Origin of the sequence: Altererythrobacter sp. BO-6 (genome assembly GCF_011047315.1) — a bacterium.
Lineage (GTDB): Bacteria > Pseudomonadota > Alphaproteobacteria > Sphingomonadales > Sphingomonadaceae > Erythrobacter.
Map to the genome: position 1 here is coordinate 1,440,499 of NZ_CP049259.1, position 15,066 is coordinate 1,455,564.

The 15,066-nt window shown below is 62.3% G+C and carries 10 protein-coding genes, 1 tRNA gene and 1 pseudogene; 1 reads left to right on the forward strand and 11 read right to left on the reverse strand.

The window, feature by feature from the left end:
- Window positions 1–15: 15 nt before the first annotated feature.
- The 4 genes and pseudogenes from G6N82_RS07090 to G6N82_RS07105 form a co-directional block, all read right to left on the reverse strand.
- Window positions 16–735, reverse strand: coding sequence for an energy transducer TonB (locus tag G6N82_RS07090; RefSeq protein ID WP_165195096.1), 720 nt, complete (start codon window positions 733–735; stop codon window positions 16–18).
- Window positions 736–858: 123 nt separating this feature from the next.
- A complete protein-coding gene (locus G6N82_RS07095) occupies window positions 859–4,323 on the reverse strand; it encodes a carboxypeptidase regulatory-like domain-containing protein (RefSeq protein WP_165195098.1) in 3,465 nt (1,154 codons plus the stop codon).
- 251 nt (window positions 4,324–4,574) lie between these two features.
- Window positions 4,575–5,504, reverse strand: coding sequence for an isopenicillin N synthase family oxygenase (locus tag G6N82_RS07100; protein WP_165195100.1), 930 nt, complete (start codon window positions 5,502–5,504; stop codon window positions 4,575–4,577).
- A gap of 9 nt (window positions 5,505–5,513) precedes the next feature.
- A pseudogene (locus tag G6N82_RS07105) lies at window positions 5,514–6,816 on the reverse strand (nucleoside transporter C-terminal domain-containing protein).
- A gap of 138 nt (window positions 6,817–6,954) precedes the next feature.
- Here G6N82_RS07105 and G6N82_RS07110 point away from each other — a divergent pair.
- Entirely contained in the window at window positions 6,955–7,641 is a 687-nt protein-coding gene (locus tag G6N82_RS07110; RefSeq protein ID WP_165195102.1) for a queuosine precursor transporter, read from the forward strand.
- On the opposite strand, the gene G6N82_RS07115 is transcribed toward G6N82_RS07110, so the two are convergent.
- The 7 genes from G6N82_RS07115 to G6N82_RS07145 all read right to left on the reverse strand — a co-directional run bounded on the left by G6N82_RS07115 (window position 7,638) and on the right by G6N82_RS07145 (window position 15,040).
- Window positions 7,638–9,638, reverse strand: a complete 2,001-nt coding sequence (locus G6N82_RS07115; RefSeq protein WP_241255228.1) for a beta-galactosidase — start codon at window positions 9,636–9,638, stop codon at window positions 7,638–7,640. The genes G6N82_RS07110 and G6N82_RS07115 overlap by 4 nt on opposite strands.
- On the reverse strand, window positions 9,614–11,005 hold the full coding sequence (locus G6N82_RS07120; protein WP_165195104.1) for an alpha-amylase family glycosyl hydrolase: 1,392 nt from the start codon (window positions 11,003–11,005) through the stop codon (window positions 9,614–9,616). Before G6N82_RS07120 ends, G6N82_RS07115 begins: the two co-directional genes overlap by 25 nt.
- Complete coding sequence (locus tag G6N82_RS07125; RefSeq protein WP_165195106.1) at window positions 10,998–12,536, reverse strand: MFS transporter; 1,539 nt, start codon at window positions 12,534–12,536, stop codon at window positions 10,998–11,000. The genes G6N82_RS07120 and G6N82_RS07125 overlap by 8 nt, the downstream gene beginning before the upstream one ends.
- Window positions 12,537–12,676: 140 nt before the next feature.
- Window positions 12,677–12,752: transfer RNA gene (locus G6N82_RS07130), tRNA-Lys, on the reverse strand.
- The gene (gene folK, locus G6N82_RS07135; protein WP_165198041.1) at window positions 12,743–13,267 is read right to left on the reverse strand and encodes a 2-amino-4-hydroxy-6-hydroxymethyldihydropteridine diphosphokinase; all 525 of its coding nucleotides are present in this window, start codon (window positions 13,265–13,267) and stop codon (window positions 12,743–12,745) included. Before folK ends, G6N82_RS07130 begins: the two co-directional genes overlap by 10 nt.
- Window positions 13,252–14,103 (reverse strand): N-carbamoylputrescine amidase, encoded by an 852-nt coding sequence (gene aguB, locus G6N82_RS07140; protein ID WP_165195108.1) that lies wholly within the window; start codon window positions 14,101–14,103, stop codon window positions 13,252–13,254. The genes folK and aguB overlap by 16 nt, the downstream gene beginning before the upstream one ends.
- Window positions 14,104–14,152: 49 nt before the next feature.
- Complete coding sequence (locus G6N82_RS07145) at window positions 14,153–15,040, reverse strand: class I SAM-dependent methyltransferase (protein ID WP_165195110.1); 888 nt, start codon at window positions 15,038–15,040, stop codon at window positions 14,153–14,155.
- Window positions 15,041–15,066 lie beyond the last annotated feature (26 nt).

Sequence of the window (15,066 nt, forward strand, 5' to 3'; positions counted from 1 at the left end):
CCCATCCCTCATGCCTCAATCCGCGCGGCGGAAACGCTGTTCCCAGCCGAACTCGGCCTCGACCGGCTGGCCGCGGGCATTCCGCGCCGGCTCGAAACGGAAGCGATCCATCGCCAGCTCGCAGGTCCGCGCGTCGGTATCGGGCAGTCCGGATGACCGGAACACGCGGCAGCGTTTGGGCCGCCCATCGGTGGCCACCAGGATCGCAATGCGTACCGCACGCCCGAAGCGTATCTCGCGCCCGCCCTCGGGCACCGGATAGTCGCGCGCCGAATTGATCGTGCCGGCAATCTTCACCGGGCCGGTCGCCATGCTCGAGCCTTGACCGCTGCCTTCGTCACCGCTGCCTGTGCCTTCACCACTGCCGCTTGCGCCGGTGCCATCGCCGCTGTCGCGCGCGCCGGAGGTAGCGGCATCGCCGGTCGAGGAAGCACGCGGCAATTGCCGGTCAGGCCTGGGTGTGACTTTCGGGGTTGGCGCGGTAACCGGCTGGGGCACGGCTTCCTTGCCCGCATCGCCCGCCATGCCTTCATCAGGCACTTCCGGCGGATCGTCGGGCGGAGCAGTGATAGTGACGGTAAAGGCCTCGACCACACTGCGCTCGATGGTGGCGGTAACCTGCGGCGCGAAGGCGCGCGTCAGGCCATAGAGCGCCAGCACATGCAGCACCACGATAAGCGCGAGCACCCCGGGCCGCAGCTTGCGCTCCTTGTGCAGGTACCCACTGTCGTCCATCCCGCTCGCTCCATTTGGGTTGCAGCGAAGTTAGGCGGAGCGGGTGCCATAACGCAAACGCCAAAGAAAACGGCGGAGCCCGAAGGCCCCGCCGCTGTATTCTCATCAATTCGCGCGAGAGACTTAGAAGTCGTAGCTCACGCCCAGCTGGATCTTCCACAGCGAGGAAGAAGACTGGACGAGCGGATCGCGCAGCCCAACCGTTCCGGCAGTCGCATTATACTGCGACGTGATCGGAGTGTAGATATAACGCCCATTGGTGGTGTTTACGTCGCCGCGCACCAGTGCCTCGGTATAGCTATAACGCTTGAACACGTTCGAACCGGAATCGAGCAGATTCAGGAAGTTGTCGAAGTCGACGAACAGACGGAACTTGTCATCCTTGACGCCAAATGCCTTCATCGGCCCCGGCAGTTCCTGGCTGAAGCGCAAGTCGAGGTCATAGAACCAGGGGTTGCTGCAACTGTTACGCGGCAGGGTCTTGCCCCGGTACTTGTTGATGCAAGGCGTTTCCGAGATGAAGTTGTCCAGCGCCGTTGCAAAAGCGGCGTCCGTGATAATGACATTCGGATCGCCAACACCGGTCGGTACATAGAACAGCGAGTTGAAGTCGCCGCTGGCGCTGTCGTTAAGAACGGACGACGGTGCGTTATCCCACACGATTGAGTAGGGGCGTCCCGAACGGGCAACGAACACGAAACCGAAGCTGGTGTCATAGTCCCCGAAGAATTGTTCGCGAACGTTCAGACCCAGCGTCAAATTGTGCTTCGACGCATATTCGCTGCGTGCGACATCAACAGCCTGGCGATCAGCGGCTGCGACAATGTCAAAGCTGCTGGTTGCGGTGGAGCTGTTGTTGTTCCGGTTATTTTCAGCATCGGTATAGGCATAGCCGAGGTTGAAGTTGATCCGGCCGCCTTCAGTGAAGATGCCATTGCGCCAGGTCTTTGACAGGATCGCCGAAGCGATCTTGCTTTCGTAGCTCTTGCCGTTGGTCAGCTGGATTTCGTCATCGCGGCTGGTGCTGAAGCAAGCCGGGCTGATATTGGTGTAAGTCGGCGGGCTACCACCCTGGTTCTGCAACACGGCGCTACAGCCAGTGGCCGTGGGATCAATCGCACGATAGATCGGGCGACCGTCCACCGTGAAGCCATTGACGCCGAGGCGGGTGTCAACAACCTGCGACAGGTCAACGAAGTCAACCGGGTTCTGGAACTTCGAATAGATGAAATCGAGGTTGAGGTTCCAGTCGCTGAAGAAACCACTTTCCGTACCGAAGTTGGTGGAGAGACCAAGGTTGGCGCGCCACACGGTCGGCATTTCGAAATTCGGATCGGTGGACTGGGTGTCAGCCAGGCCGCGAGCCGACTGGGTCGCAGCATTGGCGGTGACGCAACCAGGGATGCCGGTGAAGGTGTTGCCGTTGGTCACGTCGGCCCGAGCGCCACTGGTCGGGAAACAAGCGACGGTGCCCTGTGACGACGAGGCATTTGCGCCAGTCTGGCCAAAGCCCGTCACGAAGCCGTTGTTCGAGAACGCGTTGGAGAAGTATACCGCCGGATCGCCGCCGGTGAAGCGGCCGACGCCGCCCTTGATCACCGTGTTGCTAAAGAAACCGTCGTTATAAAGCGCATAGGTAAGGCCAAGCCGTGGCAGCAAAACCGGATCGATCTTGCCGAAGCTGTTGGCATTGGTGAACCCGTAGCGAGCGAAGAAGTTGGGGTTCGCCTCCGGAGCGCTGCCCGACAGCCACTCGGTACGGAGACCAGCGACCACATTCAACTGGTCGGTCACCTGCCAATCGTCCTGGGCATAGATCGAGAACGTATTGCGCTTCCACCGGGCAGCGGCATCGTTGATGTCGCCGCTTGCGGTGAAATTGCCGTAAGCGCCAGCAGACTGCCCCTGGAAGATTTGCTGGCCGCTCGGGAAGGTGTTGTTGCCACCCGATAGGATACCGTTGGCGAAATCGGTCAGGTTGTTGAAGGTCAGCGTGCCGGTGGAGTTCTGTGCGAACAGGTTGAACACCTTCAACTGGTTGAACTCGCCACCCACTGTGAAGGTGTGGTTGCCGGCGTTCAAGCGACCCAGCATCTTCAGCTGCGTGACGGTGGTCTTGAGGTCGTTGGACGTGCGCGAGAAGCCCGGACCGGCGACGATCGAGCCAAATTCGCCGCCATTGCTGACACCCACCACGAAGCGCGGCATGGGGTTGGCATCCTGTGCCTCGCCGCCGCCAACCGGGCCCTGGACGTCCTGCACTTCGGCGCGGCTAGCGCGAATTTCAGTCGAGAAGTTGTCCGACCAGTCCGAATAGAGACGGACCGAGTAATAGTCGCTGACGGTACCTTCGTCTTCGAAGCTGTTGATACCAGTCAGGATATTGGCGGTATCCGAGAAATCGTCTTCCTCGACGTTGGTTTCTTCGAGCCGCTGATAGGTGGCTTCAAGGCGCTGTGTGTCGCTCAAGATCGCGTCAAGGCGACCGAAGTAACGAACACTCTTTTCAGGCAGCGTAGTTGCAAGGCCGCCGGTTTCGAAACCGTAGACGCTCGAAAGGATTTGCGAGAACTGGTTGAAATCAGCCTCGGTCACGAAGGTCATTTCGTTCGGATAGCCAAGGCCTGCCGGGCCGGTTTCCTGGCTGTCCGAAAGGTTAGTTTCTTCATAACCCAGGAAGAAGAACAGGCGATCCTTCAGGATCGGGCCACCCAGCGTCGCGCCCCAGCGCTTTTCCTTGTATGGGCTGGCGCTGAAGTCGACTCCGTCTGCAGTGTCGCCCTGCAGGCTGTCGGTGGCGTAGGTGAAGAAGGCCGAACCCGAAAATTCATTGCCGCCCGACTTGGTGACGACGTTGATCGCGCAGCCGGTGAACTGGCCATACTGCACATCGAACGGGGCGAATTCGACCGAGGTTTCACGCACTGCGTCAAATGGCAGCGGCAGCGAGTTGCGGCTGGCGAACGGAGTACCGTTCAGGCCGAAAAGGTCCGATTGGGCAATACCGTCGACGGTGAAGGCATTCGAACGGTCGTTCCCGCCGAGGCAGCTGACGCGGTCGACTTCGTTCGAACGGTCAAGGCTGACGCGCGGGTCGATACGGATGATGTCGCGGACGTCGCGGCTGATCGACGGGAAGGCTTCGATCGCTTCGACGCCGAACGACTGGCCCGGGCCGATCGCAAGCTGGCTCAACTGAACGCGCGCGCCGGTTACCACGATAACGCTTTCGCTACCGGCGGATGCGCCAGCCAGCGTAAAGGTCAGCTGCGTGTTGCCCTGCAGGTTCAGGAAGACGTTCTCGACCGTCTGGCCTTCAAAGCCCGACGAAGTCGCGGTGACGGTGTAGGGGCCACCAGTTACCAAGCTGTCGACACGGAAGGTACCGTCGTTACCGGTAGCGAGCGTACGAACCTGGCCGGTACGGGTGTCGGTGATGGTAACGGTACCGGAGACCGCAGCGCCGCTGTCATCGACCACGCGACCTTCAATGCCGGAAGTAATCTGCTGCGCGAAGACAGGCGTAGCGACAGTGGTCGAAGCGGCGAGGCTGACGACACTCGCTGCCAGAAGGTATTTGATCTTCATGTAAAGAGCCCCTGGTGAGAGAAGGTGAAGAGGAATTAATCTGCTGATCACACCCGATAGTGGTGTTGCACTGCGGCAAAAAGGCAGTTCTGTGACAAAATTGTGAAACACCTCGGCGGCATTTGCGACAATGCGCCGGATCGAAGCCTGCCTCGCCTCGAAAACCGCAGAATCCCTGCGACTCCGGCCGGTGTTGCCAAGCCGCAACAGCCTTGAAAATTTATGCGATTACAGGCGGGTTGCCGGGAATTTCAGGCGAGATTGATCTCGCGCAGCCGCTGTTGAAGGAATTCATGGCTGGAAATGGGCTCCGGCGCCTCCGATTCGTGCCCTGGCTCGATGCAGGACGGTAGCGTCTCGATCACATAATCGGGCCGGAAATGGAGGAAAAAGGGCATCGAGAAACGCGCCCGCTTGGCCGCCGCTCCCTTCGGGTTCACCACCCGGTGCGTGGTCGAGCGCAGCTTGCTGTTGGTCAGCCGGTCGAGCATGTCCCCCACATTGATCACCAGCGCGCCTTCTGGCACGTCGACCGCTTTCCATTGGCCCTGCCTCGTCAGGAGTTCGAGTCCGGCCTCTTCAGCGCCGAGCAGCAGGGTGATGGTGTTGATATCGCCATGCGCGGCGGCGCGGATCGCCCCTTCGGGCGCTTCGTCGCTCAAAGGCGGGTAATGCAGCAGTCGCATCACTGAATTGCCGTCTTCCACGGTCGCATCGAAATAGTTGCGGTCGAGCCCCAGATGGAGCGCAATCGCCTCCAGCACACGGCTGCCTGCCGTTTCGAAGGCCGAGTAGAGTTCGCTGAACGTTTCGCGAAATCCTTCGACTTCGTTCGGCCAGACATTGGGGGCCATATATTCGGCAAGCGGGTGGCCTTCGGGCAGCGCACGGCCGACATGCCAGAATTCCTTGAGGTCCTGGACCTCGGCGTCCTTGGCCTTTTCCGTGCCGAAGGGGGTATAGCCGCGCGCGCCGCCGCCACCGGGAATGTGATAGCTGCGCTTGACGCTTTCCGGCAGCGCGAAGAATTCCTTCGACTTGGCTTCCGCGCGGTCGATCAGTTCCTGCGGGATCCCATGGTCGCGGATCACGGCAAAGCCGTATTCGGCAAAGGAACGGCCCAACTCGTCGGCGATATTCTCGAGCGGCTGCTCAAGCGAAACGGATGCGATGTCTGTCATGGTCTTATCTTAGTATGGCAGGAACAGGCTTGCCAGTGCCGCGCTCATCAGATTGGCGAGGCTGCCGGCGGCGAGCGCCCTCAATCCCAGCCGCGCGATCACCGGTCTTTGATTTGGCGCAAGCCCGCCGGTTACCGCCATCTGGATCGCGATCGACGAGAAATTGGCAAAGCCGCACAATGCGAAGGTCCACGATCGCGCGGGTGCGGTCGGTGAGGCCTTCAAGCTGGCCGAGTTCGATGAAGGCAACGAATTCGTTGAGCACGATCTTGGTGCCGAACAACCCGCCCGCCGTTCCAGCCTCGCTCCACGGCACGCCGATCAGGAACATCACCGGTGCAAACAGATAACCAATAAGCTGCTGGAAGCTCAGCTCGGGATAACCGAACAGCCCGCCAATACCGCCGAGGATGCCGTTGGCGAGCGCCACCAGCGCCACGAATGCCAGCACCATCGCGCCCACCGCTACGGCCAGCTTCACGCCGGTCTGCGCACCTTGCGCCGCCGCTTCGATCACATTGGCCGGCCGCGTCCCTTCCTCGAAGGTTTCTGCGACTTCGACTTCGTGCGGCTTGCCACCTTCGACCAGCACCGCCGGCCCTTCGCCGCTGATCCGCGTCTCGGGCAGCACCAAATCGCCTTCAACCTCCGGCTCGTCTTCATCGGGCATGATGATCTTCGCCATCAGGATCCCGCCGGGCGCCGACATGAAGGCGGCGGCGAGCAGGAACGGCAAGTAGGAGCTGCCGAGCAGCCCGGCGTAAGCGGCAAGGATGGTCCCCGCGACGCCCGCCATACCCACGCTCATCAGCGTGAATAATCGGCTGGGGCTTAGCGCCGCGAGATAGGGGCGAACCACCAGCGGGCTTTCCGACTGGCCGACGAAGATATTGGCCGCCGCGCCGAGCGATTCGACCCGGCTTATCCCGGTGACGAAGGCAATCGCGCCGCCAACCCAGCGAACCACCCGCTGCATGATCCCCAGGTAATAGAGGATCGAGACCAGCGAGGCGAAGAACACGATCACCGGCAGGGCACCCAGCGCGAAGGTGTTCTTCAGCGGATTGTCGATGCCGAACAGGAAAGCAGTCCCCGCATCGGCATAAGACAACAGTGCCGCCACTCCATCTGCCATACCCTGGATCACCGCGCGGCCCCAATTGGTGCCCAGCACAAGGAACGCCATCAGCGCCTGTAGCGCGAAAGCTGCCGCTACGATCCGCAGTTTGATCCGCCGTTTCCCGACCGAAAGCAGGAAAGCGATAGCCAGGATCACGGCGATCCCTGCAATACTGATAAAAAATGGCGGCATATTTGCCCCTTCATGGCCGGACAAGTTGCGGATGAAATCACTGGCTGTCTTGCGCGCGCGCCGCCGTTAGTCAATTTCTGCGCAGTCCGGGCAGCCAGTCCGTGCACAGAAGAATTCAATCACAGGATCGGGGACAGCATGAGCGAACAGGCAAATCCAGAAGCAAGTGCCGCTGCCGCAACGCCGCGCGGCCTGTTCGTTTACCTGATGCTGTATGGCGGGATGACCGTGCTGGCAGGAGTGCTGGCGTTCAAGCAGGTGCAATTGCCGCCAACCGACTTGGCGGTAGAAGCCGGCATCTTCGCTTTCCTGATGCTGGTGGTGATATCCAGCACCATCGCCCAGCTCTATGGCCAGAACATCGCCAACCGGATTGTATGGTGGGGCTTTGTGCCATTGCTAATTTCGGCGCTACTGATGCAGCTCGTACTTGGATTGCCCGCATCGACCGAAATGGTCGAGTTCCGGCCTGATGACCTCGCCGCCTTCGAGCAGGTGCACCGTTCGACCTGGCGCGTATGGCTGGCGGGCCCGGCGGCTTACATCACCTCGCTGCTGCTCAACGTGTGGATCTTCTCGAAGCTTCGCGGCAGCGGCGAAGCCAATACCATCGGCTTGATGGTGCGCGGTGCGATCGCCTCAGCGATCAGCCAGGCAATCGATTCGGTGATCTTCATTACCCTCGCCTTTTATGGCGAGTTCGACATCACCAATTTGATGATCGGCCAGGTACTGGCGAAGGTAGCGCTCAGCTTCGTGCTGGTGCCGTTCCTGATCACCGGAGGGGTCGCGCTGGCGAGGAAGCTTGACGCATCGGCCGCCTAGCGGTTGGGAATGATCGCAATGCCCGCCTGAGGAAGCTTGCGCGTGCCAATTATCGGCTGGCCGCTTATCGCATCCGGAATGTCCTGCGCTTCAGCCGAATAGTTGAACACGAAGCTGTAGCGAGCACTGCGGCGCAAACGCAGTCCCTCGGGCAGCTCGACTGTCCGCAGCCCTGCGTCGCGCGCAGCGCGGGCGACCACCTGATCGAGCAAGGCGCCTTGCGGCCAGGCCGCCAGATAGCGCCGCAATCCGGCTTTCCAGCAGGCGACCACGCCATCCTGCGCCACCAGTTCGGGTTCCATCACGGTTTCAACATGGTCGAGCCAGCGGGCAATCGACCAACCGTCTCCGACATGCTCCAGCCCGGGCCGCAGGCTTTCGCTGCGGGTGACCTTCATCGGCAGGAGCAATTGCAGTGGACCCGGCGGGAGTTTGTCGGGGATTCGAAAATCGATGTCGCGGCTTCCGCTGCGGGGCCCGACAACCAGCGCGCCTTCGAAGGCTTCAAGCGATCGCACCAGCGCATCCGGTACGATCGGCAGGCATGGTACCACGACCAGTCGATAGCGCGACAAGTCAGCAGAAGGTGGCACGATATCGACATTGAGGCCCAGTTTGCGGAGCGCGCGATAGCAATCGAATGCCGCCCACAGCGCCGAGAGGCCCTCGCCTTGCGGCTGGATCTGAGTCATCCATTCGGCATCATATGCGAACACCACCGCCGCGTCGCGCAGCGGCGCGCCGATTTCGCCAAGCTGTTCGACCGCGTCGGCCGCGCTACGCGCCTCTGCCAGCGCGGGCGCAGGCTCACCATCGGGGCGCAGCAGGCCGGCATGCATCTGCTCCTGCGCGAAGGGCGCCTGCCGCCAGCGGAAGTAGCTGACCAGCTCTGCGCCATGCGCAATCGCCTCAAGCGTCCACAGCGCGACCATCCCGGGCAGCGGCGCGGGATTGTGGCGCGCCCAGTTGACCGGGCCGGGCTGCTGTTCAAGCACGCTCCAGCGCTCATCCCGGGCGCAGCCACGGTAAAGGTCGTGGTGAAAAGCTGCGATATCGGGCTGCCCCTGGCGCGCGAAAGCAAGCTTTTCCGCATCGCTGAAGCGGAACATCTCGAGAAAGCCGAGCGGGTAGGAATCCCATCCCAGCACGTCGAGATCGGCCGCCAGATCGTGATGGTCGTAGCCGGCATAGAAACCCATCGCGTTGTGAGTGATCACGCGCCCGGGCGACAGCTCGCGCAGGATATCGACCTGCGCACGGTTGAACGCGATCACCTGGTCTGACGAGAACCGGCGAAAGGCCAGCCAATGTGCCGGATTGGCCTCGGTCACTGTGAGATTGGGCAATTCGATCTCGTCGAAGCTGCGATATTCCATGCTCCAGAAGACATTGCCCCAGGCGGCGTTCAGCGCCTGCGCCGAGCCGTATCGCTCGGCCAGCCAGCGCCGGAAGGCATCGCGCGCAGCGGGAGAGAAGCTCTGCACCGTGTCGTGGCAGCCGTACTCATTGTCGGTCTGCCAACTGACGACGCCGGGGTGCTGGCCATAACGCTCCGCAACCGCGCGGGTGATCCGCACCGCCTCTTGCCGATAGCCGGCATGGCTGAAACAGTAATGTCGCCGCGATCCGAAGCCGCGCGGGTTCCCGTTGCGGTCGCGCGCGACCATGTCAGGCATCCGGTCGACCAGCCATTTCGGCGGAGTGGCGGTGGGCGTGCCCATGATGATGCCGAGCCCGGCGGCGTGCAGCACCTCGACCGCTTCATCGAGCCATTGCCATTCGAACCGGCCCGGTTCGGGTTCGATCCGGCTCCACGCAAACTCGCCGATCCGCACGCGGGAAAGCCCCGCCTCGCGCATCATCCGCGCGTCTGTTTCCCAGCGCTCGCGCGGCCAGTGTTCAGGGTAATAACAGACGCCGAGGTACATCGCCGCGCCATCGCGCGAAACCGGCGTTTCGGCAAGCGCGTTCGTTACTTGCTGGCGAGCAGGCGCCACCCCCAGGCAGGCAGCGCAATCGTATCGCCCGCCGCAATCGTGACTTCCTCGCCGCTGCCGAATTCGCGATACGTGCCGGCTGGCAGGCCGTCTTTCAGCTCTGCGGAAACCGGCCGGCCGGTGAGGTTGAACAACCCCAGCACCTTGTTGCCGTCCTGCTGGCGCACCCATGCGAACAGCTGCTCAGGCGCGCTGTTTTCGACCTTGTGCATGCGCGCACCCCATTTGCCGTTATGGAGCGCGGGGTTTTCCGTGCGGAAGGCGATCAGCTGCTTCAGCAGCTCGCCATACTGACAATCCCTGCCCTGGCTCCAGTCGATCGGATCTTTCTCGAAGAACTCCAGCCGCTTGGCATTGCAGGCTTCCTGTCCGTTGTGGATCATCGCCAGCCCTTCGCCGGCAAAGGCCAGCGCGGTCATGGCCTCCAGCGCAGGCCCGTAATTCTCGTAGATCGTGCCTTCCCAGGCGTTGCTGTCATGGTTCTCGATATAGGTCAGCCGCATCGCCTGGCGCGGCCACAAGCTCTCGTTCTCGGCATAATAGCCGTAAAGGCTGGTCGCATTGCCATCGCCTTTGGCAATCCGCTTGGACGTGTGGTGCCAGTCCCAGGCATAGGTCGCATCGAATGCGGCATGGTGCCATGCAGTCTGTTGCACCTCGCCCAGCATGAAGACCGGTTTGATCGCCTCGAGCCGCTGGCGCATCATGTTCCAGAAATCGACCGGGACATAGCCCGCAACGTCAGCGCGATAGCCGTCCACGCCGAATTCGCGCACCCAATATTCCATCGCGCCGCCGACATGCTCGCGTACGCCGTGCTGCGACCAGTCGAGATCGATGATGTCGGACCAGTCCCACCACGGCGTGGGCCGGAAGTCGCCTTTCCAGTCTTTTTCGTACCAGTCGGGATGCTCTTTCGCGAGGACGTTGTCCCACGCGGTGTGGTTGGCGACGAGGTCGAGGATGACCTTGAAGCCCTGCTCATGCGCAGCGTCCACAAAGGCGCGGAAATCCTCTTCCGTGCCGAATTCGGGGTTCACCGCATAATAGTCCTGCACCGAATAGGGGCTGCCGAGCGAGCCCTTGCGGTTCTCCTTGCCGATCGGGTGGATCGGCATCAGCCACAATATATCGACGCCCAATTCCTTGAGCCGCGGCAACTGTTCCTGCGCGGCCTTGAATGTGCCCTCTGGCGTGAACTGGCGGGTGTTGATCTGGTATAGCACCGCATCGCGCGACCAGTCAGGGTTCTCCAGCGTCACGACATCGCGCGGCGCCCATTCGGAGCTGTCGCCTGCTCCTCCTTCGCTGCAAGACGCCGCCAGCAGGCCCAGCGAGGCGAATGCCGTCAGCGCCAGCCTACGCATGATGCGCCTCCGCCACCGGGCGCGGTACAAGTGCGGCAACCCGCAGCATCGCCGCTGCCGCGATCAGCCAGGATGCCGCTGCGAACAGCATGGTCCAGATCGGCTCCCCCGGGAAAAACGCCTGCATGATCGATCCCATCACTGTCGCAACCAGCAATTGCGGCACCACGATGAACACGTTGAACAGCCCCATGTAGATGCCGAGCTTCGCCTGCGGCAGATTGCTGGCTAGGATCGCATAGGGCATCGCCAGGATGCTGGCCCAGGCAATGCCGATGCCGATTTCCGCCACCAGCAGCGTATTGGCGTCGCGCACGATGAAGAACATCAGGAAGCCGATCGCTCCCAAGGTCAGGCAAATCGAATGCGTCAGCACCGGCCCCAGCTTGCGTGCCAGCCACGGCAGCAGCGCCAGAGCGGCAACTGCCGCCACGCCGTTGTAGACCGTGAACAGCACATTCACCCAGTTCGCGCCGTCATTGTAGGCCGCGCTGGCTGTGTCGTTCGAACCGAACACATATTGCGTCACCACGGGCGTGGTGTTGATCCACATGATGAACAGCGCCGACCAGCTGAAGAACTGGACCAGCGCCAGCCGCTTCATGATCTCCGGCATGCCTGAGAAATCACCGATAATGCTGGACAGCATGTTTGCGGCCTTGCCCTGCTTGGCCATATTGATCGCCACCAGCGACAGCAGGCCATAGGTCGCGAGCAGACCCGCCAACAGGTACATTTCCTTTTCCAGATCGAATTCGCGCACCAGCAGGACCACCACCAGGCCTGCGGCGATCCATGCCGCGCTGGAGAGCGGCGACTTGGCAGCGAGCGCGCGGATCGGCGTTTGGTCGATCGCGTCGCCCTGCTCATGGCCGAATGCCGCCATTTCCTCAGGTGAATATTCCTTTGTAGTCAGTACCGTCCACAGCACCGCCACCAGCAGCGCTGCCGAGCCGAACCAGAAGCTCCATTTGACCGTGTCAGGGATGCCGCCGTCGGGCGAAACATTTGCGACGCCCATTGAATCAAGGAAATAGGGGAAGATCGACCCGATCACCGCGCCTGCGCCGATAAAGGCCGTCTGCACCGCATACCCGGCGCTATGCTGGTCGGTCCGCAGCATGTCGCCCACGAACGCGCGGAACGGCTCCATCGACACGTTGAGCGAAGCGTCGAGCACCCACAGCATCGCGGCGGCGAACAGCAGTGGCGCGCCGACTGCTGGCGCGAGCGGCATCACGAACAGCGAGATCGCGGCAAAGATCGCCCCGGTCAGGAAGTAGGGCCTGCGCCGGCCCAGCCGGTTCCAGGTCTTGTCGGACAGATAGCCGATGATCGGCTGCACGATCAGCCCGGTCAGCGGCGCCGCGACCCACAGCGCGGGCAGATCGTCCATGCTCGCGCCCAGCGTCTGGAACACGCGGCTCATGTTCGAATTCTGCAACGCGAAGCCGATCTGGATCCCGAAAAAGCCGAAGCTGATGTTCCACAGGCCCCAAAAGCCCTGACGCGGCTTTTCGCGTGCGCTCATTCCATCTCTCCCATGCGCGCGACATTCCAACCCGCCTGCGCTTTGCTGCATGGCTGACAGCAAAATCGCGGGACGACAAGATGCATACGAATGCTGCGCGGTGCGCAAGCCATTCAAGAGCAATACAAACGGGGGAAAGGTGGTGAGCCCTGCTGGATTCGAACCAGCGACCTACTGATTAAAAGTCAGTTGCTCTACCGACTGAGCTAAGGGCCCTTCCACCGGGTCGCTCCACTAGGCATGGGCCGCGGCTTGGTCAAGCGCGCATGGAGCTGGGCCAGCGACAATCCCGAAACCGGGTCCCGCCAATCGCGCGCGATGCCGCTAGCCGGGCCGAGCACAAAGCTGCGCGAGCGGAACTCGGGATGCGGAATCGCCAGCTCAGAACTGTGCCACACGCCGCCGTCCCACAGCACGATATCCAGATCGAGCACGCGGTCGCCCCAGCGTCGCCAGCGCCGCCGCCCGAATTCGCGCTCCATCCGCTGCAGCGCCGCCAGCATCGCCTGCGGGTCGAGCTCGCTTTCCACCAGCGCGGCGGCATTGGCGAAGCGGCGCTGCGCTGCGCCTATAGGCGCAGTCGCGATTACCGGAGAGCGGGCGCTTACCGTGCCCAGCGCTGCCAGCTCTTCCAGCGCCGCCGCCAGCACGCCAGCCGGCGCGCCATAGCGATGATGCCGCCGGTTCGAACCGAGCGCGACAAGATAGCTACTGCTCAGATATCCTCGCAGATGCGCCCGTAAAGCTGCGGGCGCCGATCGCGGAAGAAGCCCATGCCGGCGCGGTGTTTGGCCGCCTGGTCGAGGTCGAGCCTTGCCACCAGCACGCCTTCCTCTTCCGCGCCGAATTCGACGATCTTGTCGCCCCATTCGTTGGTCACGAAGCTGTGACCGTAGAAATTGGCCTGTCCCTCGGTGCCGATCCGGTTGGCGGCGATCACCGGCATGCAATTCGATACCGCATGCCCCTGCATCGCGCGCTGCCACATGCGGCTGGTGTCGAGCTCCGCATCATAGGGTTCGCTGCCAATCGCGGTGGGATAGAACAGCAGCTCCGCGCCCATCAGCGCCATCACCCGCGCGCATTCGGGATACCACTGGTCCCAGCAGATACCCACGCCGATGCGTGTTCCCATCACGTCCCACACCTTGAACCCGTCATTGCCGGGGCGGAAATAGAACTTTTCCTCATAGCCCGGCCCATCGGGGATGTGGCTCTTGCGATAGGTGCCCATCACTTCGCCATCGGGGCCGATCATGGCGAGCGTGTTGTAATAGTGATGCCCGTCGCGCTCGAAGAAGCTGGTCGGGATCGCCACCTTCAGCTTCGCCGCGAGCTTGCGCATGGCGATGACCGAGGGATGCTCCAGCGTGGGGCGGGCGAGCGCGAACAGCGCCTCGTCCTCGACCTGGCAGAAATAGGGGCCGGAAAAGAGCTCCGGCGGAAGAACAATCTCGGCCCCGCGCGCGGCGGCCTGTTCCACCAGCTCGCCGACAGCGGCAATATTGGCGGCTTCGTCATCGCTGCCAAGCGGCAGCTGCAGGGCGGCGACGGTGATGTCTCTCATGTCGCCGCCCTCTAGTCTCACTTTGCCTTGTTGAACAGACCGACGGACGTCAGCCCGCCTTCTTGAAAAGCAACGTCATGCGGTCGCTTTCGCCCAGGCCTTTCAGATCTTCGCGCTTGGTCGCCCAGACCGGCGGCATTTCCCACACGCCGCTTTCATGGTCGGCGGTATCCTTGGGGTTGGCATTGATCTCGCTCGTTCCGACCAGCTCGAACCCGTTGAGCCGCATGAAATCGATCACGTCCTGCTGCTTGAGATAGCCCTTGGTGCCGTTGGCATAGCTCCAGGGTGCATCGGGCTTGGCGCGGTGCTGGACGATGCCGAGCATGCCGTCATCCTTCAACAGGTCGCGCATCGCCCGCATCTCCGTATCGGCGATGCCGCCGCGGGTAATGCCATGCAGGCCGCGGATCACCAGGATCCGGTCGAAAGTGCCGCGCTGGTCATCGGGGATGGTCTCCAGCGTCATGCCGGCAAAGCGATCGGCGGGCAGGCCGGTATAGCCTGCCACTTCGGCCGGGAAGCCGGCAGCCGCATCGCGCAGCCGCTGCTGGCGGGCGGGATCGGTGCTGGCGGTGATCGGGTTGGCATAAATGCCGACCAGCTGGCCCTCACCGCCCAGGTAATGGCCCAGCAGGCGCGAATACCAGCCGCCGCCGGGCGAATATTCGCCCACTTTCATGTGCGGGCCGACGTGGAAGAAGGCGAGCGTTTCCGCCGGATGGCGATACTGGTCACGCGCCTTGTCTTCGGCGCGGGTCGGGTGGTTGATCGCGCCTGACAGCGCTTCGCCGTGATGCTTCATGAAAGTGGCTGCGTCATGCTGGGCATGGTCGCCATGATGCGCATGTTCGCCGGACTGGTGATGATCGGCCAGGGCCGGGGCCGCAAGCGTTGCGGCGGCGAGCGATGCAAGAAGGGCAGTGGATTTACGCATTTGTCTCTCCTGGGGGATGAATGATG

Excerpts from the sequence above, each read along its gene's own strand:
- G6N82_RS07110 (WP_165195102.1), top strand. The coding sequence starts at position 6,955 with ATGAGCGAACAGGCAAATCCAGAAGCAAGTGCCGCTGCCGCAACGCCG.
- G6N82_RS07090 (WP_165195096.1), bottom strand. The coding sequence starts at position 735 with ATGGACGACAGTGGGTACCTGCACAAGGAGCGCAAGCTGCGGCCCGGG.
- G6N82_RS07125 (WP_165195106.1), bottom strand. The coding sequence starts at position 12,536 with ATGAGCGCACGCGAAAAGCCGCGTCAGGGCTTTTGGGGCCTGTGGAAC.
- aguB (WP_165195108.1), bottom strand. The coding sequence starts at position 14,103 with ATGAGAGACATCACCGTCGCCGCCCTGCAGCTGCCGCTTGGCAGCGAT.
- G6N82_RS07100 (WP_165195100.1), bottom strand. The coding sequence starts at position 5,504 with ATGACAGACATCGCATCCGTTTCGCTTGAGCAGCCGCTCGAGAATATC.
- G6N82_RS07145 (WP_165195110.1), bottom strand. The coding sequence starts at position 15,040 with ATGCGTAAATCCACTGCCCTTCTTGCATCGCTCGCCGCCGCAACGCTT.
- G6N82_RS07095 (WP_165195098.1), bottom strand. The coding sequence starts at position 4,323 with ATGAAGATCAAATACCTTCTGGCAGCGAGTGTCGTCAGCCTCGCCGCT.
- G6N82_RS07120 (WP_165195104.1), bottom strand. The coding sequence starts at position 11,005 with ATGCGTAGGCTGGCGCTGACGGCATTCGCCTCGCTGGGCCTGCTGGCG.